Here is a 23,410-nt window from a genome sequence, read left to right as displayed (position 1 = left end):
GTTTCGCATTGTGTTTTTAGGATTTTTTCGAAAACAAGTTACTAGTAAAATGATAATTGTTCATTTTCAGCGTTATCAATTATCCAGTCTTTTTCTGGGTTTTCAAGAAATTTCATCAAATTAATGTAATTAAAAAGATGTATTTTACAAAAGCTAAACAAATTTGAAGATGCCCAATTTTATTTTTGATATTAGCCGTCAACAGATTAACTATTAAAATACAGTAAATCTGTAGTTTGATTGCGTTTTCATTATCTCATTAGAAATATTCTAATTGGAAATTTTGCTTGAGTTGCTTGAACAACAATTCTATCTGCCTTCTTATTTTGTATAAGCCTGTAATTTAATCAGCTTGTAAGTCAAATAAATTTATCAAAAATTCAAACTCTCGTTTATTGAGTCGGTTATAAAAGGTAGCTTTTCGAAATCTTAATGGCGTTATTTTTTTTCCTTTTTTCACATCGACTTCTATAATTTCGTTTTTTTATATATACGCTCTAAAGCATAAAATGGTACGAAAATAAGATTTCGATTCTTTTTAATTAGAGCGTTTTAATATTCAATAAAACCATAAAATATGCTGAAGCTCCAAATAATTAAGATTAAGTCCTGATGAATATGGCACATCAGCAAATATTTGTTTTCAAGAAGAAAATCATTCAAATTTAGAACTCATTTACTTACAGCTAAAGAAGTAAAATTAATAGAGAATAGGGTATCAAATTAATCTACTGGACTAATTTGATACCCTTGTTTAAATAATACTAACGGCTAAAGTGTTCTTTATTAGATAAAGTTATACCATTCACTATTTTCATTATAATCTTCAATTTGGATGACTGTATTTTTTGAGTTAAACGAATTGATTAAATTGGATACATCAAGCTTTAATAGTTCTATACAGTTAGTCGTTAGATCTTGTCTAAACCCTTTTTCTTGCATTTCCAAAACAAAATTAAGAGATATAATTCTAGAAAATACTTTTCCTAAATCAATCATTTTTCTTTGCTTCAAATCTGGAGATACAGTAAAATTAACATACTCTTTAAAATATGAATATGAATTTGTAGTAAGTTCATACTCTTTTAAAAAACTATAAATATTAAACTCTTTCTTACGTTTCATTAATTTAAAAAACATTTCTGTAATTTGAGTGTAGAGCATTTCATTAGAGCCTTCAAATATCTGAAACGCTCTACTATCCATAATACCTCTACCGCCAATATTCTCCATTTTAAATCCTTTAGAGCCCGATAATTGGGTTAAGGTTTGTGCCGCTTCTTGCATAAGATCGGTAACATAAGCTTTCATGACATTAGCTTCTATACCGCGATTCGCTAAATCATTTTCGATGCCACTATTGGTACTACTTCTAAAGCACATGGCAGAAGCTATTGTATATGAACTTTGAATGGTTGAAATTTGATATTTAACTTGGTCTAATTCCAATAGTTTTTTCCCACCTACAATACGTGAATTACAGTATTTAATAGACTCATCTAACATTCTTTTTATAAAACCTAAAGCCATACCTGGAAACTGCATTCTACTGCGGTGTAGAATATCTAACATCATTTTAACACCAGAACTATGTGGTTCTAATTTGTATTGAGAAGGAATTTGTACATCGACTTTATTTCTTCCATAAGGAATCATGTAAAGTCCTAAATTGTCATAATATTCTTCTACTATTATTTGTTGATTAGGTTTGCTGACATCACATATAAAAAAATCAATATCTCTATTCAAATTTCCATTTGCATTTTTTCCACGAGAAGTTATAAGCCAATAATCTGCCATTCCCGTTAAGCCTTGCCAATGCTTGGTACCTTTTACATTATAATGGTCTCCTACTTTTTCGTTATAGGTTTGCATTCCAAGTGCATCACTACCAAAATCGGGCTCAGTAATCATTAAACCACCCATGTTTTGTTTTTCTAGAAAACGGTTAAATATACTTTCCTTCACATCAGGATTAGCATATTTAGCTACGGGTTCTAAAAATAAAGCGATATTAATACCAAACGTTAAGGATAAAGGTAGAGATTCATATGACGCAGCAGATAATATTCTAAGGCATTCATCAACTTTAAGACCTCTTCCTCCATTGTCTTCTGGGATAGCAACAGATAAAGGAGATTTAGCCATTATATCTCTTAAAGCTATTCCTGGTAATCCGCGTTCTTTACTAAATTGATGGATATCATACCTTTGATGAAAAACATCTTTTAAAGTCTGTTTAAAGTCTTTAATAAAATCTGAAAAATCTTTATTCATTGTAATTACTATTTTGAAGAATTTATTATTTAACTATATTTAATGTAATAATAATTAGAATTAATCTAAATAGCATCAGTTATTTAGATTTTTTTATATTAGTTTAACTCTTATTTGCAGGGCTTAGATAGTATGATTAACTTTTTTAGTTAAAAACTAATTACTTTGTCTAAAGTTTTATTTGCATTTTAAGGTGTGAAATTAGCTTTAATATTTATTTAGTCTATAACAAATTTACTAATGTAAAATGTCATATGTTTGGAATGGGTTTTGGTCTATTTTATGCAAGTTACTATTAATTTATAATTCTAATAATGAAGTGGATTTTACTTGTGTTTTATCACAAAAGGCTTTTGTTTAGTGTTTTATGTAAAATCGACTTAAAAGGATATGCGTTTGGCAATGGTAAATATAAATTCGCTAAATATGCCGAGTTCCGATGATACTGTTATTTTACCGCCTAAACTTTCTACAAGATTTTGTACTGTAGATAAACCTATACCGTGTCCTTTTTCTCCAGCATTATCAAAATGACCTATCGTGACAAATAATCCGAAAATAGTTTCAAGTTTTTCTTTTTCTATTCCCCTGCCGTTATCACGAATTTTAAATTTATAAAAACTGTCACTGGAGCTTGCTTCTATTTCTACAATCGTTTTTTCCTTATCTCCATATTTAAGACTATTGCCAATTAGATTCATGAAAATCTGCTGTAAAGCCGTGTTATTACAAATTATATCAATATTTTTTTCAGGTGTTAAGATTTCACAGTTATCTTTTATGTTCATTAAATCGATAACATCTTCTAATAAATCATTAATTCCAAATTGCTGGGTATCATCAATATCGTATGAGATACATTCATAATGGTCTAAAATTTTTGTAATGTAATCACTCATAGAACGAGAAGACTTTTTTAAATAGTCTAAATATTCCTTTCCCTTATCATCCATCACATTGCTATATTTCTTTTTTACAATATCAGAAGTGAGTATTAAATTGGCCAATGGCATTTTAAGGTCATGCGATACTACAGCAGCAAATTCTTTAAGAAGTCCGTTATGTTTTTTAAGACTTTCTTTTGTAATCGTTAGTTCATTATTCTTCGTTCTTAATAGCAAGAGTCTTTCTACTTGTTTTCCTAATTTCTTTAATGCATTTTTTTGTTCGCGAGTGAGAGAATTGGGTTTATTGTCGATAACGCAAAGCGTACCTAAAGGGATTCCTTGTTCCGTTTTTAACGGTATACCTGCATAAAAAATCACTGGTGTTTCAAGTTTAATTAGGGGGTTATCTATAAAACGTATGTCATGTCTTGCATCTGGTACTTCTAAAATGTCTAAAGGTTCAAGGATAGCGTGTGCACAAAAAGAAATATCGCGTGACGTTTCGCAGGCTGTCAATCCTTTTTTAGACTTAAACCACTGTCTATCTTTATCAATAAGTGAAATTAGTGAAATAGGCGTGCCACAAATAAAGCTAGCAAGTTCTGTTAGATTATCATAATCATCTTCTGCAACGGTATCTAAAATTTTAAGGCTATTTAAAACGTCAAGACGTTCCGTTTCGTTGTATGGTAATTTAGCAGGAATCATTCTTTTTTGTTATTGTTTATTGGTTTATGAAAAATAAAGGTAATCATTTTTAATTTTTCCCAATTTGAAATTTTTATTACGTCGTATTATAAATTTAAATAAAAGTGATTTTAAATTTGTGGTTAACAACAACATATAACACTTATCTACTATAAATGCCGAATATCAGGGATATGTAACTTCTTTTGTTCTTAATAAGTACTGATAGATCTCTTTAATCTTTTAGTAAATCATTTTTTATGTTTAAAGAGTAATTACAGCAGTAATAGTCTACTACCATTTTGGTAAATAATCTAACATTGCTAGAACTTGACATGCACCCACGAGCACACTTGATATGATGAAAAAAAGTAAAAGACCATGTCCTCCCCAAACTTTATAGACAGGTTTAACCTTAGAATGTCTTAGTTTTTTGACTATAAAAAATGGTGAGATAAAGAAACCAAAAATAACGACTAAGCCTGCAAATCCTATAGCAGCAATAAATCCATTTGGAAAAAAGAAACTTATAATTCCTGGAGGTATAAACGTAATACACGCCGACTTAAATCGTCCTCTTACGTTGTCTGGAAATGAAAATTTATCTGCGATATAATCGAACAGCGCCAACCCAACTCCCAAGAAAGAGGTAATAATTGCAAAGTTTGAAAATAGGTTTAATATAAAACTAATTATGGGACTACTTTCGTCCTTTTGAAATGCATGTATTAAGTGACCTATATTTCCGCCGGCTTCGTTAATAGCAATAAACTCCTGACGGGATATATTTCCGAATGCAACAGAAAGGAATAATACATACACAAAAAAGGTGATTGACGAGCCCCAGAGTAGGCTCTTTTTTATTATTACGGGATTCTTGCCATAGAATTTATAAAGACTTGGAACAACTGTGGCTAGTCCAAAAGATGTCATAAAATAGGGGAGTGCTGCCCATAAATAGGGTAGGTAAGAAGATGTGTTTTCAGTTGTATCGAATAACTTAGTTGTTTCAATCTGGAGTGCAAAGCCAGCTATAGAAATGGTAAATGAGATTATCATTCCAAAGACTAAAACTGTAGAAATGCGTCCAACCATAGCTGTACTTAACCAGACGATAAACGCTAATAGGCTACCAAGTGCTATACTCATTACGCCTTGTAACCATGGGGTAGTTTTAAAAATGTCCCAACCTAAACTTTCTATAGCAATGTTTCCAAAAGCACTAAAATAAGCATAGAGCAGAATATACATTAGAAATGCAATAGACAAACCGATTAGGATGCTCCAATTTTTACCTAATATTTTGGTGGAAATGGTATCGAAGCTTGCTCCAGGTGTAAATAGAAGGTTAGCTTCTAATATATACAATGCTGATAAATAATTTAGAAACCATAAAAATAATAAGCAAACTAAACTTAATACAAACCACATTCCTGACGAAACTATTGGTAGTGAGAATATTCCAGCACCTATTGTCGTTCCTGCTGTTATCATTATTCCCGATAAGGCAGATTGGTTTTTCGTTAGATTCATTTAATGAATTTGGGGTGATATTTTTTTTTCAAAGGTATTCTTATTCGGCTAAATTATAGGCTTTTTTTTTAGCTTTTGAGAGGAGACTTGCCCTGAAATATAGCTACAAATTAAAATTTGTTTTAGGCTGAGAATGGTTATGCTTTGGTCTGTGTTTTGTAATGTAGAGATAAATGTAATGGTATTTCCTTGTATAATTTAATTTCGTTTTTGTTGCGCTACCATTGTAAAGGTAAAATACCTGCTTACTTATAGTTTGTCTTGTCCTGAAATATGGCTACAAATTAATATAGTCCTTATGCTAAAAACAGATATACGATGTAATATTCTGAAGTTTGCGAGATAATCGTAAAATTAATTCGTTGTGTAATTTTAAGCATGTGCTATGTAAGTAAAGGTGTGTTGTAAAAAAAACACATCTTTTAATATCACATTTACATGTTCAGCTATGGCATTTTCCTAACTATGGTTTTCTTTAGTGGTGCTAATATCTAACTTTTTTCTTTTTAATAATTGTGCATATATACGTCGAGTTTAGTAGTCTCCATAATCAAATAAATCCTTTTTCCGTTTCATATCATTTGGATGCAATATTAATTCAAAGTCTGTCATACGTTTAAGAGCTTCACTGATTTTTAAAAGGGATTCAAGAGAAATAGTACGAATACTAGCATAATCTACTCCAAACCTCTCTGAGACATTTTCTCCTATTTTCTTAAGGCTATGATATTTTTTGTAAGGCCTAATTTCTTATTTTATGTGCATAATGTCTAAAATCATGTTGCTTTTATTTAGGACAGGACAAGATGATCAATAAAAAGATCAAACTGATCTTAATGGGATTTCTACATCCCTTTTTTTTAAGAATAATAACAATTAATAGCAGACTTTAAAACAAACACTAACTTCAAATAGTTCAGAAAATAAAAAGTAAACAGTTATGTTTTTTATGCTGACAAATAGCTCAAGACAATCCAACTTACCTATAGTCTTAATTTAAATCTTTTCCTAAATTAACATTCAGGATAGTTTTGGCTGGTAAATAATAGCAACGAATTCCTTAATTTATATTTTTGTTAAAAATTAGTTAAAGCTATTTGTCGAATGTAGAATTTTTATTTCAAGTGATTTTATTTTCATTGATTACCAGTAGTATAGCTGATTTTTTTGTGTCGCAAACGAAAATTATTAATGAATATTCTTTTTTGATGAAAGCAATCTAACCTTAACTAAACCATTAATATTTTAAATATGAAAAAACAAAACTTTTTAAATGTATTAATCTTGTGCTTTGTGGTCTCATCTACCTATGCTCAAAAAAAGCCTAATATTTTGGTGCTTTGGGGCGATGATATTGGTCAGTCTAATATTAGTGCCTATACAATGGGATTGGTGGGTTATCAAACTCCAAACATTGATCGCATTGCTAAAGAAGGAATGATTTTTACAGATTATTATTCCGAGCAAAGTTGTACTGCAGGTCGCTCAACGTTTGTTTTAGGGCAAAGTGTATTGCGTACAGGACTTAGTAAAGTTGGGTTGCCAGGTGCTAAAGAAGGTATTTCAGAGAAAGATCCAACCATTGCCGAATTGTTAAAACCACATGGGTATGTTACTGGACAATTTGGAAAAAACCATTTAGGCGATCGTGACGAAATGTTACCAACAAATCATGGTTTTGATGAGTTTTACGGAAACTTATACCATTTAAATGCGGAAGAAGAACCAGAATTAAGAGATTATCCAAATGCAGCTGATTATCCGAATTTCGCTAAAAATTACGGCCCTCGTGGTGTTATTCATTCCACAGCTGATGGTATCATTAAAGATACTGGAGCTTTAACTAAAAAAAGAATGGAGACTATTGATGATGAATCTTCAGATGCTGCTATTGTATTTATTAAAAAATCGGTAGCTTCAGGGAAACCTTTCTTTGTTTGGTGGAATGGAACACGTATGCATTTTAGAACCCATGTAAAACCTGAATTAACTAATATTTCTGGTCAAAATGAATATGGAGATGGTATGGTTGAACATGATATGCACATTGGTAAATTTTTGGCAGTTATAGATGAACTAGGAATTGCAGACAATACAATTATTCAATATGGTACAGATAATGGACCACATAAAAACACATGGCCAGATGCAGGTGTAAATCCTTTTAGAGGTGAAAAAAACACCAACTGGGAAGGAGGTTGGAGAACTCCAGCTATGGTGCGTTGGCCTGGGAAAATTAAAGCAGGTTCAATTTCTAATGAAATCATGTCTGGTTTAGATTGGATGCCTACGTATGTTGCAGCTGCAGGTGACTCAAAGATTAAAGAAAAATTATTAAAAGGGTATACTGCTAATGGAAAAACATACAAAGTACATTTAGATGGGTATAACTTTTTACCTTATTTAACTGGAAAAGAAGCTAAAGGACCTCGTGAAGAATTGTTTTATTTCTCTGATGATGGTGAATTAATGTCACTTCGTTTCAATGATTGGAAGGTGACATTTATGCAACAAACGTCTCCAGGAACTTTGGATACTTGGTCTAAACCAATGGTAACTACAAGAATACCATTATTATTGAATTTACGTAGAGATCCTTATGAGATGGCACCTGTAACATCAAACACGTATTGGGATTGGTATTTAGATCATGTTTTTTTATTGTTGCCAGCAGCAGATTATGTAGGTAACTTTATTGCTACATTTCAAGAATATCCTCCACGTATGAAAGCTGCAAGTTTTAACTTGGGTGATACCATGAATACATTAATGTCGGCAGGAAGTGATTAAAAAGTATAGGATATAGTGTTTGCTAAGAAAAGCAAAAGCCTCTGTTTAAGAAACTTCTTTTTTAGTTTATAAACTTTAGCACATGCAATTCTTTAATAGAATGCAAAAACCGCAACAGAGATGTTGCGGTTTTTTTTTGTCTTGCCTACATATTGGTTTTATGTAGAATAACCTATAGATTTATTCAGGAAATCCAAGGGTGTTTTTTCTAGATTTATGCTAATTAATCAGCATGGAATGCAAATAGATTTTACAGTTGTTTAATTATAAATTAGATTGTTTATAAAATAAAAAAGCAGCTCCGTTATCGAGCTGCTTTAAAGAAAAAATTAATTATTAACTACTAATCGTGTCCTAAATAATATTATATGTTCATTTTTTTCATTGATAAAAAGATCCTTCGACTACGCTCTGGATAAACCAAGCCAAAAAAATCTAGGCTTACGAACTTTCATCTAAATTTTTCGTTCAGTATCTAAATTTAAAGAACTCGCTACTAAAAATCAACAATATAGAAACATACGTTTAGCTCAAACAACTTTAAATTTCGCGATACTTTCTCTTCAAATTTTACGATAAATTTTCGATAGGCCAACCCGAAAAACAAAATTCAACTTATGTAGAAAAAGTACCTCCCTCAGCGCAAGTAATTCAATAAAGTCAGCACCGGTCAATCTTTTTTAAAAAAGAGATAAATCGTTTAGTACGCTATTGATTAACTCCCTTTAATTCTATTACTCTGATATTTTTAAATAGGCGTCAAGCGGCACCAAAGGGTTATTGGCTTCACCCATTTCTTCAGAAAGTGCTTGGGCTTCAGTAACCATAGCAGTAGTTAAACCACGAGTTGCAGTAATATTATTTCGTGCATTATTTTCGGGAGACGTATCAATAGTAGCAGACATAAGTAGAAGCGCTACACCTGCTATCTTGTTTTCTTTTACTCCTTGACCTCTAACATATAACATGCCCAAGTTACCTACGGCAAGCCCATCTCCTTGTACCGAAGCCTTACGGTACCATTCATTCGCTTTTGCGAAATCAATGGCAGTACCACGTCCATTTTCAAAGAGTACTCCAAGATTGAATTGTGCACCTGTATTTCCTTGCGCGGCGGATTTTCCATACCAAAAAAACGCTTCCTTTTCATTTTTACTAACTCCAATTGCTTGCTCATACATAAGCGCAACATTGAATTGAGAATCAGCATGACCCTCTTTAGCAGCCTCTAAAAAATCCTGAAACGCTTGTGGCATGTTGTTAGCGTCTAAAGCCTTAAGTCCAGCCTCGAAATGTGCCATACCTTTAGTTTGTGCATGGGTCTTTTCTGTAAATACGATCATTAAAAGGAAGCATGCACCGAGCAAAAGGATTCGAAGTTTATAGGGTTTCATTTTTCTGTTTATTTTAAAATTTATTATTTAAATGTGATGTTTATATTCTTCCTTTTAAGAATAGGGTAGGCGCTATTTAATAACTTATTTCAGTTCATGAGGAAAAATCACCTTCCAATCTGTTTTCATATCGATAACGTTCCATCCACTAGTTTTAGCTTTCGTCATAAGGTCGTTTGAAAAAGTTCCAATTTTAGAATCTGGACCGTAAGCCCATTCTCTCACAGCATCAGTATGATGTACCAAACCTTGAAACGTTTTAATACCTGCGCTTTGGCTCCATTCTAACATTTCTTGATCACCAGTTGAGTTTCCAAATGCAAGAATTGGTTTTTTACCAATATGTGAATTGATTCCTGTTGGTTTTGTATCTTTATCATCTATAAATGCCACTTTAGGTAAACGTATTAAAACGGGTTTACCATCACGGTATTCATAAGACACTTGAATGCTACTTCCAACAACATTTTGAGTAGGAACTCCATAAACCTTCTCTGTCATAGGGCGCATGAATTCTATGCCTCCACCTGAAACAATAAATACATCAAAATTATTTGCACGTAAATAATCCATCAATTCAAGCATAGGTTGAAACACCATTTCAGTAAAAAGACGGTTTTTAAACCTTGGGTCTGGCTGTTTTGCAGCGGCTATCCAATTGGTTACAATCGTTTCAAAATCTGCTGTAGACATACCTGCATGTGTTACGGCTATTATTTCTAACAATCCTTTCTCTCCAGATTCCATTAATGCTTTTTCATCATTTTCTAAAACAGCTTTATAAGGTTGTGTCGTTTTCCATTCAGGATGTTCAGGAGCTAAAGTTTTAATTCTATCAAAAGCAAATAGCAATTGAACATATGCCGGTTTTTCTGACCATAAAGTTCCATCATTGTCAAAGGTGGCAATGCGGTCAATTGCAGGAATAAAATGGCTTCCATCCTTATTAGTTACATCTTCAACAAATTCAATAATAGCTGTTTTGTTATCTCCATCGTTCCAAGACGGTAATGGATCAGATTTTACAGTATTTTCTATATCTGTAATAGTATTTTCAACTTTTGTTTCTGTTTTTTCATTGCATGAGATCAAAAAAATGCAAAGCGTGGTTAGAAAGGCTAATGATTTAATTGTGTATTTCATAAAATTCGTTTTAAAATAATTGGAATATTTTTTTAAACAAAAACGGACGCCCTGTTCAGGCGTCCGCTCAGTTATATTTTTTAAATTAGTGGCCTGCGTGGCTACCGGAATTTGTTTCCTTCATTTGCGTAATAATCTGATCTAGATTGTAACTAGATGGAGTTTGTAGCGCAGGAAATTCCCTGTAGGACTCCAACTCTTTCATCCACATTAACTGTCCAATTGGTAACATATTCCAGTCATAAAGGTAAGCTGTACTAGGCGCAGCCAGTACACCACCAATACCCACCAAAGTGTTGTCATTCATGATTGAACCTTCGAATGGATCACGCTTAATGTTGTTCACCTGTGTCCAGTGATAATTTTGTACTCCCAAAAGTCCACCTAAAGGTGTTGAAGGTGCCATTGCGTAGTACATTTTCCAGTTTTTGTAACGCACCGCTGATGGGTGGGTACCACTGTAGTAGAAAAAGTAATCACGTGCAGAATCTCCTGTACCTTCTATGTAAGCGCGTTGATTCACACCGCTCAGTTTGGTTTTTAGGATACCAGGGTATTTTCCAGCCATAATTTGGTTGTTCAGGTCGTCTCCTTTAGCACCACCTGCGATATCAACTAAAGTAGGTACAAAATCCATCATCGAGAAGATCTGATCTTTGATAATACCTGGTTCGATGTGTCCTGGCCAACGGATTAGCAACGGAACTCTCATACCACCTTCCCAAGTTGTTAGCTTTCCACCACGGAACGGCGTAACACCTCCGTCAGGATAAGTAATAACTTCAGCACCGTTATCAGTAGTGAAAACGATAATGGTGTTCTCCATCTCGCCCATATCCTCTAGCTTCTTGAACACCAAACCGATGTTGTCATCCATTTGCTTCATCCCAACTTCGTTAGGACCCCAATCTTTTCCACCTTTTACACCCAACATAGCCTCATATTTAGGAGATAATACAGTTGTAACGTGCATACGCGCCGGGTTATACCAGACGAAGAACGGTTTTTTTGTCTTGTCAGGATCATTACGATCTAGGAAGTCAATAACTTTAGCAGAAATCTCCTCGTCAATAGTCTTAGAGCGTTCTAGTGTCAATGGACCTTCATCGATAGCCACTTGGTTCTTCTCTGTACCGTCTGATGATTTTAACCATAGGACAGGTCGAGGTGGAGTCATACATACTCCATCTTTTGGATCAATGGCCCCAGGAACCTCTTGTAGGCCAGGGATAGGTAGGTTTTTACATGGCAGACAAACAGACTGAACTGTTGGTGTGCTGTTGATGTCTGGAAAACTCACACCCTGCATCGCATCTAGGTGATACAGATAGCCCCAAAATTCCTGAACACCGTGAGCAGTTGGTAATGAACCAGGCTTATCACCCAAGTGGTTCTTTCCAAATTCACCCGTGGTATAGCCAAGATCTAGAAGAAATTTTGCAATATGCGGAGTTCCTGGTAATAAAGAAGTGGTAGATCCAGGTAACTGTGGCATAATCATACCTGCACGCAACGGAGTCATACCAGTTGCAAACGCAGTTCGTCCAGCAGTACAACTTTGCTCAGCATAGGCAGTCATGAATTTCGCACCTTCCTTGGCAATACGATCAATATTAGGTGTTTCACCAACCATTAGACCTTGGTGGTAAGCACCAACATTCATAATACCAATATCATCTCCCATAATAAAGAGAATATTAGGCTGCTTGGCTTTTTTTTGCGCATATATATTAGGTGCCGATAAGAGGAAGATACCTAATGCGATTAAAGTTAAAAACTTAGTGTTTTTCATAATTCGTTGGTTTTCGTGATTTTAGATTAGATTAATATTTTTTTAGAAAAAACTAGATACGTCACTGAAATTCAGATTAATAAAAGTATACAAAATGTAATCCTACGTTCGGTAAATAGCTTTAACTAATTTTTAACAAAAATATAAATTAAGGGATTCGTTGCTGTTTTTTTACTCGCCAAAACTATCCTGAATGTTAATTTAGGAAAAGGTTTAATTCTAAAAAATATATGTAATTTAGTGCGTGTTGAGCTACTTGGTAGCTTTTTAAAAAAACCACATTATGTTAACCTTTTGTCTTTCTGAATTATTTGGAGCTATTAGTAGTTTTCTAGGTATCCTATTAATTGTTCTTATTCTTACTAAAATGAAAGGGAGAAGTTCTATTAAGATAAGTTTGGTCATTTTAATAGTCATCTTAATTTTAAAAGTTATCCTTGGAGGATTGAATTATTCAGGAAAAATTATGATGTTTCCGTACTTATTAAGAATAGACAGTCCTATACATTATTTACTTGGCCCAGCTGCTTTCTTTTATATTTACACTACTTTAAATCAAGGTTTTCGTTTTCGGTATATTTACCTCTTAATGCTATTCCCTTTTGTTCTTAATATAATCGAATTCATGCCTTTATACCTGTCCAGTGCTACTACTAAACTGAATTATTATAATGATTTTTTTGCACAGGGATCCATGCTTATGAAACGACAATATTTATTGAAAACTATTAGTGGCTGGATTTATTTGATTGCGCAAGGCTACTTTTTTTACAAATTTATTGATAAAAACAAGATTGATAAAACGCGTAATTTATTATTAATTAAGTGGTTAAGTGTTTATTTAGGTGTCCAATTTTTTTGTTTTTCAATTATTGGACTTGAATTAATTACAGGTTTTCAAACATTTACTAATTCATACAAGTTTATAATGAATATGATTGCTCTGCTGCTTTGTTCAATTACAACGGCTTTGTTTTTCTTTCCGCAATTATTGTATGGCGCTAAATTTATTGAGAAACCTAATATTGAGAAATACAGCAATTCAAAACTGACAAATGAAAATAAAGAATTGATTCTCGCAAAATGGGTTCAGTTTATTGATGATAGTAGTAAACCTTATCTGAATCCTAAACTTACTATTAGTGGAATTGCGAATAAATTAAATACGAATCCGCAACGTTTATCACAAGTGATAAATGAAAAAATAGATATGAATTTTAATGACGCAATTAATTCCTTGCGTGTTGAAGAGGCTAAACGATTGTTAGCCAGTGACAACTACAGTAAACTAACTATAGAAGCTATTGCTCATAAATCTGGATTTAATTCGAAATCACCTTTTTATACCGCTTTTAAAAAATATACAGGTTTAACACCTAAACAGTTTATAACTTCAATAGAAAAGAAGTAAGTTGCTTTCTTGTCGAAAAACAAATTTAGACATAATGCTGTTTTACGAGTTGTTCAACAGATATAATGTTAGTTATAGATATGTTTTTTTCCTAAAGTAGCACATCTAAATACCCGTTAAATACAGCGGAATGATACTGATATCTGCAATATATTTTTGTAAATATTTAACCAAAACAGCATTACTCCGGTTAGCCTTTTAGATCTGATTCTTGAGAATTCCTGCTAGATACTAAAGAGATAATACCTAATGCAATTGAACTTAAAAGTCTACTTTTTTCATGTTTCAATTCATTGCGAGGCATAAAAAATATGTTTTTTTTTGTGTTAAAGAGATGTTAACGTAAATTTGGGCTGTATTTTATTGTAAAACAAAAAATTCTACTAACTTACTGCAAATAAATAAATTAATACTTTATTTTAAGGGTAAAACTATCCTGAAAATTAATTCAGGAAACAATTAAATTTTTGGTTTGTAGGTAATTCGAATTAAGTATGACTATTTTCGCCGCTGTTAAAAAATTAAATGATGTTGACATTTTCTCTTTTTGAATTATTTGGAGCTATTAGTAGTTTTCTAGGCATGCTATTAATTGTGCTTATCCTAACCAAAAGGAAAGGGAAAAGTTCTATTAAGATAAGTTTAATAATTTTTATACTTACCTTGATTTTGATAATCATACTTGGAGATTTGAATTATTCAGGAAAAATTGAGATGTTTCCGCACCTATTAAGAATTGACAGCCCCATACATTATTTACTTGGTCCAGCTGGCTTTTTTTATGTATATACTAGTTTAAAACGTGATTTTAAATTTCGATACATTCATCTCTTGGTACTACTCCCTTTTGTGCTCAATATAATCCATTTCATGCCTTTATATTTTTCCAGCGCTTCTACTAAATTAAATTATTATAATGGTTTTGCTACGCAGGGATCTATGATTATGAAACGACAATATTTAATTAAAACTATTAGTGGGTGGAGTTATTTGATTGCCCAATGCTACTTGTTTTTCAAATTTATTGGTAAAAACAAGATTGATAAAAAACCTAACTTATCATTGATTGAATGGTTTACTATTTTTTTAGTTCTACAAATTTCCAGTCGTTTAGTTCTTGTTTTTGACCAATTCAACAATTTGCTAACATTTACTGACCCGTACCAATTTGCAATGAATATGACTTCTCTGCTGCTTTTTTCACTTTCAGTTGCCTTGTTCTTCTTTCCACAATTATTGTATGGTGCTATATTTACTGAGAAACCCAATATAGAGAAATACAGCAATTCAAAACTAACAGATGAAAATAAAGAATTAATTCTAGAAAAATGGGTTCAATTTATAGATGATAGTAGTAAACCTTATCTGAACCCCAAACTTGCTATCAGTGAAATTGCTAACAAATTAAATACGAACCCACAATTTCTTTCACAAGTGATAAATGAAAAAACAGATATGAATTTTAACGACGCAATTAATTCCTTTCGTATTAAAGAGGCAAAACTATTGTTAGCGAGTGATAACTATAATAAACTAACTATAGAAGCTATTGCTCTTAAATCTGGATTTAATTCGAAATCACCTTTTTACACCGCTTTTAAAAAAAATACGGGTTTAACACCCAAACAATTTATAACTTCCATAGAAAAGGTGTAAGTTATTTTTTTGTTGAAAAATCAATTGCTAAATAAAAATATTTTTCCTGATTATTCAACGTATAAAAACATGTATCATTAGCAAAATAGTAGACATATTACCCCCAATATTACCAGCCATAGCGAAGAGTTTACCCTCTAAGTTTAATACTTTTTTAATAACCTGAAATTGTCCTGAAAATTAATTCATGAAATATTTTAATTTTAGATAACCTGAATTAAGTAGGACTATTTTCGCCGCTGTTTAAAAACTAAATTATGTTAACATTTTCTCTTTCTGAATTATTTGGAGCTATTAGTAGTTTTCTAGGTATCCTATTAATTGTTCTTATTCTTACTAAAATGAAAGGGAAAAAATCCATTCAGATAAGTTTGCTGATTTTAATATTTACCCTAACATTGAAAGTTATACTTGGAGGATTGAATTATTCAGGTAAAATTATGATGTTTCCGTATTTATTAAGAGTTGATAGTCCCATACATTATTTAATTGGCCCAGCTGCTTTCTTTTATGTTTATACTACATTAAAACAAAATTTTAGGTTCCGATATATTTACCTCTTAATGTTACTACCTTTTATGTTCAATATATACGAATTCATGCCTTTGTATATGTCTAGTACTACTGCTAAATTGAATTATTATAATGATTTTATTGCGCAAGGATCTATGATTATGAAGCATCAATATTTATTGAAGGCTATTAGTGGTTGGGGTTATTTGATTGCCCAATGCTACTTATTTTACAAATTTATAGGTGTAAACAAAGTTGATAAAAACCCTAACTTATCATTACTTAGTTGGTTAAGTGTTTTTTTAGGCATTCAAATTTTTTGTTTTTCATTAGTAGGACTTGACCTTCTTAACCATTTTCAAACATTAAATGATCCATACAAATTTGCAATGAATTTAACTGCTCTGCTACTTTTATCAATTTCAACGGCCTTGTTCTTCTTTCCACGATTATTGTATGGTGCTAAATTTATTGAGAAACCTATTATTGAGAAATACAGCAATTCAAAACTTACAGATGTAAATAAAGAATTAATTCTAGAAAAGTGGGTTCAATTTATAGATGATAGTAGTAAACCTTATCTGAACCCTAAACTCACGATTAGTGAAATTGCGGACAAATTAAATACGAATCCCCAACGCTTATCACAAGTGATAAATGAAAAAACAGGTATGAATTTTAACGACGCTATTAATTCCTTTCGTATTGAAGAGGCAAAACTATTGTTAGCGAGTGAGAACTACAATAAACTAACTATAGAAGCCATTGCCCATAAATCTGGATTTAATTCGAAATCACCTTTTTACACCGCTTTTAAAAAAAATACGGGTTTAACACCTAAACAATTTATAACGTCAGTAGAAAAGGTGTAGATTATTTTCCAGTTGAAAAATAAATTGCTAAAAAACAATTTCACCCGATTTTTTAAAACCCTATAAAAGAGTCTTTCTGTAGTCGTATTAACAAGCAATTATCTAATTCCATTTATACAGCTTCTGTCTTGTCTTAAAATTTATTTAAACTAAAACAAGTCTATGGAAACAACAAAACTTAAAAAAACTATTAGGTATTTAATTATCGTAAAATGACTGTATCGTTGTTTTGGAAGGGTCTGTTTTAAATAAAAACGGTTTCAATCCTAGTTTGTTTATTCACTATTGAAAAAAATAAGAGGGAACTGTATATTTGTGTGTGTATGAATTTGGGTGTCTTAAAATGAGTGCACATGATTTAGGAAAGTAATTTTTAATTAAATGACAATAGTATATGTGTAGATAAAATCCATGCTTAGATTATAAAATAACAAACGGCATTTTAAGTGAGAGAAATGTTGGTTAAGTACTATCCAAGTAAAATAGATGTAGAGGTTACATTTGTAATAGAGTTGTAAGTTAAACTCGTAAAATACTTTGCTTTTAGAGACTACGGATAAAGCCAGTCGCATACTCTTTTTATTCAGAGATTTTATCTTTCGTTTGGATTGTATGTATTAGTGTTTAATCTAAAATCAAAAATCTTACATTTAAGTAATTATAGTTTGTCAAAGCCTATATAATTGTTAAACTCAAAATAATTTCGTAATATTGTAATTCCTATGAAACAAGTATCCCATAAATTAATGTCTTTAGTAATGGCTATTGTAGTGTTGTTCTCTACAATGTCGTTTACTATGAGTATGCATTTTTGTGGCGACACTTTGGTAGATACAGCCTTGTTTCATAAAGTAAAGGGGTGCGGAATGGAAATGGAACAACCTTCAACTAAAGGTTGTGAAATTAGTAAAAAAAATTGCTGTAACGAAGAGCAATTAGTTGTTAATGGTCAAGATGAATTACAAATATCATTTGACAATATTTCATTTCAACAACAAGTTTTTATAGCTTCCCTTGTTTATACTTACCTTAATCTTTTTGAGGGGTTAGAGAATAATGTATCTTCTTATGAGGAATATAATACACCTCTCGTCATAAAAGAAATCTTCAAACTTGACGAGACTTATTTAATTTGATTTTTAAACAATAGACTGTTTTATCCAGTGATTAATTTCATTAGGATAATTTCGCTGTATTCGGTGTTTTCCTATATGGAAAATCGCTATCGTCTAACTGTTTAATAATCAAGATTAATGCTAAATAGAAGCATCAAATTCGTAATAGAGAATAAACTCGTAGCCGTTTTATTTCTCGTTCTTTTTGTAGGTTGGGGTATTGTTAATGCTCCTTTTAATTGGGATACTGGTTTTTTACCGAGTAATCCTGTGGCTGTAGATGCCATTCCTGATATTGGGGAGAACCAACAAATTATATTCACAAAGTGGGATGGTCGTTCTCCACAAGATATTGAAGACCAAATTACCTATCCTTTAACCACGTCTTTACTCGGAATTCCAGGAGTAAAAACCATTCGTAGTTCTTCTATGTTTGGATTCTCAAGTATCTATATCATTTTTGAAGAAGACATTGAGTTTTACTGGAGTAGAAGTCGGATTTTAGAAAAACTAAATTCGCTACCAAGTAATTTATTGCCAGAGGGTGTAAATCCTGCTTTGGGTCCTGATGCTACTGGGTTGGGCCAGATATACTGGTACACTTTAGAAGGTCGTGATGAAAACGGAAATGTTACTGGTGGCTGGGATTTACAAGAATTACGAAGCATACAAGATTATTATGTAAAGTATGCATTGTCTTCTGCAAGTGGCGTGTCTGAAGTTGCATCTATTGGAGGTTATGTTCAGGAATATCAAGTAGATGTGAATCCCGAATTAATGCGTCAATACAATATTAGTTTAAACCAAGTTGTAAAAGCGGTTAAAAGTAGCAATCAAGATATTGGTGCACAGACCTTAGAAATTAACCAAGCAGAATATTTAGTGCGTGGTTTAGGGTATATTAAATCGGTTGTAGATATTGAAAACGCAGTTGTAACTTCTAAAGATTTTACGGCTATTAAAATTAAAGACATTGGTAAAGTCTCTTTAGGGCCTGCTGCACGACGTGGTTTATTAGATAAAGAAGGTGCCGAAGTTGTTGGTGGTGTTGTAGTTGCTAGATATGGTGCAAACCCTATGGAAGTAATTACCAACGTAAAAGAAAAAATAGCCGAACTAAAAGGCGGTTTACCAACTAAAGTATTAGCAGATGGACGCATTTCTCAATTAACCGTCGTTCCTTTTTACGATCGTTCAGAACTTATTGTAGAAACCCTAGACACCCTTAGCGAAGCATTGACTTTAGAAATATTAATTACCATTTTAGTAATTATTGTAATGGTCTTTAATTTAAGAGCTTCCCTTTTAATTTCTGGGTTATTGCCTGTTGCTATTTTAATGGTATTTGTAGCCATGAAGCTGTTTAATGTCGATGCTAATATCGTGGCGCTATCTGGTATAGCAATTGCCATTGGAACCATGGTAGATGTTGGTGTCATACTTGCCGAAAATATGATTCGTCATCTCGATGAGGATCAAGCGAAGCGTGAAAAGTTAATAGTTAATAATGAAAATGTCATTCCGACAGAGCATGGCACGAGCGACGAGAAATCTCATCAACAAAGTCTTAACGCAGTTCAGAATGATAAACGTTCAATAAACGAAATAATTTATAACGCTACAGCGGAAGTTTCCGGAGCTATTTTAACAGCGGTTTTAACAACTATTATCAGTTTTGTGCCAGTTTTTACAATGATTGGTGCCGAAGGTAAATTGTTTAGACCTTTAGCGTTTACTAAAACAATGGCGTTATCGGCATCTTTAGTCATTGCATTGTTTATAATTCCGCCTTTAGCAGCTTTTTTATTCCGTAAAACGACGCTTAAAAACCCGTTTAGATACCTTATAAATGCTGCTTTAATCCTTGCTGGAATGGTAATTATTATAAGTGGTAATTGGTTGGGGATTATTTTAATTGCTTTCGGAATGTTAGCATTATTGAGTTTGTATTTTTATAAATCCGAAATAAACTTTTCACTTTTCACATTTCATTTTTCACTTTCAAAAAACCTTGGAAACATTATTATTTCATCGTTAGCAATTGTATTTCTGCTAGCTGAATATTGGAGACCTTTAGGTTTTAATCGTAGTATTATAATCAACTTAGTTTTTGTTTCTATTATCTGTTTCGGAATCTTAGGACTGTTTTCTGTTTTTAGAAAATATTACGGTCAAATTTTGAAATGGGCTTTAGCGAATAAGATGTTGTTTTTAATGATTCCAATAGCCGTGCTTATTTCAGGAGTATGGATTATGAACAACACGGGAAAAGAATTTATGCCTTCTTTAAATGAAGGTTCTTTTCTACTCATGCCAACATCGTTACCACATGCTGGTGTAGAAGAAAATAAACGTGTGTTACAGCAATTAGACATGGCAGTTGCGACCATTCCAGAAATTGAAACTGTGGTTGGAAAAGCAGGTAGAACAGAATCTGCTTTAGATCCTGCACCTTTATCGATGTACGAAAACATGATTCAGTATAAATCGGAGTACATGCGCAATTCCGAAGGCAAAAGACAACGTTATAAAGTAAATGATGATGGCTTGTTTGCATTGAAAAATGGACAATTGGCGACTGATGGTAGTGAAAGACTAAATAGAATGTCAGGTCGAGTATCACGAGGTACGAGTGATGTATCGAGGCCCTATACTTCTCGATACAATTCTGAAGAAAAATCAGAATCACTCGAAGTGACAACCACAGTTTTAAATTCCCAGCTAATAGAAGATGAAGATGGAGAATTCTACCGAAACTGGCGACCAGAAATTAACAATCCAGATGATATTTGGAAAGAAATAATAAAAGTTACCAAGTTACCAGGCGTAACATCTGCTCCTAAATTACAACCTATAGAAACCCGATTGGTCATGCTACAAACAGGGATGAGAGCACCTATGGGTATTAAAGTAAAAGGGCAAGATTTAAAACAAATTGAAGCTTTCGGACTCGAATTAGAAAGTCTTTTAAAACAAGCTGAAGGTGTTAAAATAGAAGCTGTTTTCGCCGATAGAATTGTGGGTAAACCGTATTTACTTATTGATATTGACCGAGAAAAAATAGCACGATATGGTATTTCTATAGTAGATGTACAAAGTGTGCTAAAAGTTGCTATTGGTGGTATAGAATTAACCCAAACTGTGGAAGGACGCGAGCGTTACGGAGTTCGTGTGCGTTATCCAAGAGAATTACGTGGCAATCCAGAAGACATCAAAGATATTTATATTCCTGTGGAAAAAGGCAGTCCTGTGCCTTTAAGCGAACTAGCGACTATTAGATATGAACAAGGTCCGCAAGTGATAAAAAGTGAAGACACCTTTTTAGTAGGTTATGTGTTGTTTGATAAAATAGACGGTTTTGCAGAAGTCGATGTTGTAGAAAATGCGCAAGCTTTATTTCAACAAAAAATAGATTCTGGAGCATTAGTTGTTCCTAAAGGGATCAGTTACAAATTCACCGGAACGTATGAAAATCAATTACGTGCAGAAAAAACTTTGGCTGTTGTAGTTCCATTAGCGTTGGCTATCATCTTTTTAATCCTCTATTTTCAGTTTAAATCTATAACAACTTCATTAATGGTATTTACGGGAATTGCAGTGGCATTTGCTGGTGGTTTTATTATGATCTGGTTATACGGACAAGATTGGTTTTTTAATTTCAATCTCTTTGGCGAGAATATGCGAGACCTTTTCAATATGAAAACCATTAATTTAAGTGTGGCTGTCTGGGTTGGCTTTATTGCCTTATTCGGAATAGCAACAGACGACGGCGTAGTAATGGCAACCTACCTTACACAAACTTTTAATCGTGAAAAACCTGCGGATAAAAAGAGTATTAGAGCAGCTGCTTTAGAGGCTGCTAAAAAACGTATCCGTCCGTGTTTAATGACAACCGTTACTACCATTTTAGCCTTGTTACCCGTTTTAACATCCACTGGAAAAGGAAGCGATATTATGATTCCGATGGCAATTCCAATCTTCGGAGGTATGGTGATTGATATTACCTCGTATTTTATTGTACCTGTTTTATATAGCTGGAGAGAAGAAATGAAACTGAAGAGATTAGAGAAAAAAGAACTTATAAAATAGACTAAAAAATATACCATGAAAAAAAATAATCACATCATAGTACAGAAAGTAGTCTTGATTCTTGTTTCTCTATTCTTTGCTCTAAATATTCAAAGTCAAGAATTGGAAACCTACATAAATGAAGCTTTAGAGAATAATCCTGAGATCCAAAAATTTGATTTTCAGTACCAGATTGCTTCTGAAAAAGTGAATGAAGTAAATACGCTACCAAATACCGAATTTAATTTTGGTGTTATGGCCATATCGCCAGAGATGGAAATGCCTATGGAACGTTTTAATGTGTCTGTCATGCAAATGTTACCATGGTTTGGAACCATATCTGCAAGGGAAAACTATGCTTCTTCTATGGCCGATGCCCAGTATGTCGAAATAACCATTGCAAAGCGAAAGCTTGTCCTTTCTGTATCTCAATTTTATTATTTGCTCTATGAAATTAGGGCAAAGCAGGAAGTGCTCGATGAAAATATAGTGCTTTTAGAGTCTTATGAGCAGCTAGCACTTACGTCCTTGGAAGTGGGGAAGGCATCTGCAGTGGATGTTTTGCGATTACAAATTAGACAAAACGAACTTATACAAGATAAAGATGTTTTAATTCAGCAAAACAAAGGGATTCAGGCGGCCATGAACAGTTTAATGAACAGAAAGTATGATAAAGCAGTAGCAGTGGTTTCTTCTCTGGAAATTCCAAAAGACGATACTTTTTACAGTTACGATACATTGTCTGTAAATCCAGAATTGCTTAAATATGACAAACTCTATCAATCTGTTGAACAGGCGGAATTGTTAAACCAAAAAGAAAGTGGTCCAATGGTAGGAGTTGGATTGTCATATATTAATCAGGAAGACAGTCCAATGATAACCAGTTCTTATAAAGATATGCTAATGCCAATGCTTTCGGTATCTATACCTGTTTTTAATAAAAAGTATAAATCTCAAACTAAACAAAACGACTTGCGAAAGCAGGAAATACAGTCTCAAAAAGAAGAGCGATTAAATGTGCTTACTTCTGAATTATCGAAAGCTATTTCTCAGCGTAATCAGTCACGGATTAAATTCAATACGCAAGAAAAAAACTTTAAACAAGCTAAAGATGCTGAAGACATCCTCATTAAGAGTTATGAAACAGGAACTATTGATTTCAATGATGTTTTGGATATTCAAGAACTACAATTAAAGTTTCAAATGGGGCAAATAGAATCGACAAAAAACTATTATTTACAAACCACGAATATAAATTATTTAATAAAATAA

The 23,410-nt window shown here is 32.7% G+C and carries 13 protein-coding genes; 7 read left to right on the top strand and 6 right to left on the bottom strand.

Features of this window, described 5'->3' with window-relative positions:
- Positions 1 to 786: 786 nt before the first annotated feature.
- The 3 genes from R6X41_RS15605 to R6X41_RS15595 form a co-directional block, all read right to left on the bottom strand.
- Positions 787 to 2,277: an acyl-CoA dehydrogenase family protein gene (locus tag R6X41_RS15605; protein ID WP_318501279.1), complete on the bottom strand. Its 1,491-nt coding sequence runs from the start codon at positions 2,275 to 2,277 to the stop codon at positions 787 to 789.
- Positions 2,278 to 2,657: 380 nt separating this feature from the next.
- Positions 2,658 to 3,872, bottom strand: coding sequence for a sensor histidine kinase (locus R6X41_RS15600; RefSeq protein ID WP_318501278.1), 1,215 nt, complete (start codon positions 3,870 to 3,872; stop codon positions 2,658 to 2,660).
- Positions 3,873 to 4,145: 273 nt separating this feature from the next.
- Entirely contained in the window at positions 4,146 to 5,384 is a 1,239-nt protein-coding gene (locus R6X41_RS15595) for an aromatic amino acid transporter (protein WP_318501277.1), read from the bottom strand.
- 1,251 nt (positions 5,385 to 6,635) lie between these two features.
- Between R6X41_RS15595 and R6X41_RS15590 the strand changes: the two genes are divergently transcribed.
- Positions 6,636 to 8,174: an arylsulfatase gene (locus R6X41_RS15590; protein ID WP_318501276.1), complete on the top strand. Its 1,539-nt coding sequence runs from the start codon at positions 6,636 to 6,638 to the stop codon at positions 8,172 to 8,174.
- Positions 8,175 to 8,908: 734 nt separating this feature from the next.
- On the opposite strand, the gene R6X41_RS15585 is transcribed toward R6X41_RS15590, so the two are convergent.
- From R6X41_RS15585 to R6X41_RS15575, 3 genes are all read right to left on the bottom strand, one after another.
- A complete protein-coding gene (locus tag R6X41_RS15585) occupies positions 8,909 to 9,517 on the bottom strand; it encodes a tetratricopeptide repeat protein (protein ID WP_318501275.1) in 609 nt (202 codons plus the stop codon).
- 135 nt (positions 9,518 to 9,652) lie between these two features.
- Positions 9,653 to 10,711 (bottom strand): HAD family hydrolase, encoded by a 1,059-nt coding sequence (locus tag R6X41_RS15580; protein ID WP_318501274.1) that lies wholly within the window; start codon positions 10,709 to 10,711, stop codon positions 9,653 to 9,655.
- Between the two features lie 85 nt (positions 10,712 to 10,796).
- The gene (locus R6X41_RS15575) at positions 10,797 to 12,503 is read right to left on the bottom strand and encodes an arylsulfatase (protein WP_318501273.1); all 1,707 of its coding nucleotides are present in this window, start codon (positions 12,501 to 12,503) and stop codon (positions 10,797 to 10,799) included.
- A gap of 283 nt (positions 12,504 to 12,786) precedes the next feature.
- Here R6X41_RS15575 and R6X41_RS15570 point away from each other — a divergent pair, with 283 nt between their 5' ends.
- The 6 genes from R6X41_RS15570 (at position 12,787) to R6X41_RS15545 (ending at position 23,410) form a co-directional block, all read left to right on the top strand.
- The gene (locus R6X41_RS15570) at positions 12,787 to 13,914 is read left to right on the top strand and encodes a helix-turn-helix domain-containing protein (RefSeq protein WP_318501272.1); all 1,128 of its coding nucleotides are present in this window, start codon (positions 12,787 to 12,789) and stop codon (positions 13,912 to 13,914) included.
- A gap of 525 nt (positions 13,915 to 14,439) precedes the next feature.
- Positions 14,440 to 15,570 carry a helix-turn-helix domain-containing protein gene (locus tag R6X41_RS15565; RefSeq protein WP_318501271.1) on the top strand — a complete coding sequence of 377 codons (1,131 nt, stop codon included), beginning with the start codon at positions 14,440 to 14,442 and terminating at the stop codon, positions 15,568 to 15,570.
- Between the two features lie 257 nt (positions 15,571 to 15,827).
- Positions 15,828 to 16,955: a helix-turn-helix domain-containing protein gene (locus R6X41_RS15560; protein ID WP_318501270.1), complete on the top strand. Its 1,128-nt coding sequence runs from the start codon at positions 15,828 to 15,830 to the stop codon at positions 16,953 to 16,955.
- Between the two features lie 722 nt (positions 16,956 to 17,677).
- Positions 17,678 to 18,091 carry an HYC_CC_PP family protein gene (locus R6X41_RS15555; RefSeq protein WP_318501269.1) on the top strand — a complete coding sequence of 138 codons (414 nt, stop codon included), beginning with the start codon at positions 17,678 to 17,680 and terminating at the stop codon, positions 18,089 to 18,091.
- A gap of 117 nt (positions 18,092 to 18,208) precedes the next feature.
- Positions 18,209 to 22,159, top strand: coding sequence for an efflux RND transporter permease subunit (locus tag R6X41_RS15550; protein ID WP_318501268.1), 3,951 nt, complete (start codon positions 18,209 to 18,211; stop codon positions 22,157 to 22,159).
- 15 nt (positions 22,160 to 22,174) lie between these two features.
- Positions 22,175 to 23,410: a TolC family protein gene (locus R6X41_RS15545; RefSeq protein WP_318501267.1), complete on the top strand. Its 1,236-nt coding sequence runs from the start codon at positions 22,175 to 22,177 to the stop codon at positions 23,408 to 23,410.

Source organism: Formosa sejongensis (assembly GCF_033447105.1).
Lineage (GTDB): Bacteria > Bacteroidota > Bacteroidia > Flavobacteriales > Flavobacteriaceae > Formosa.
The sequence above is the reverse complement of the archived record's forward strand: the minus strand, read 5'-3'. Positions and strand labels throughout refer to the sequence as shown.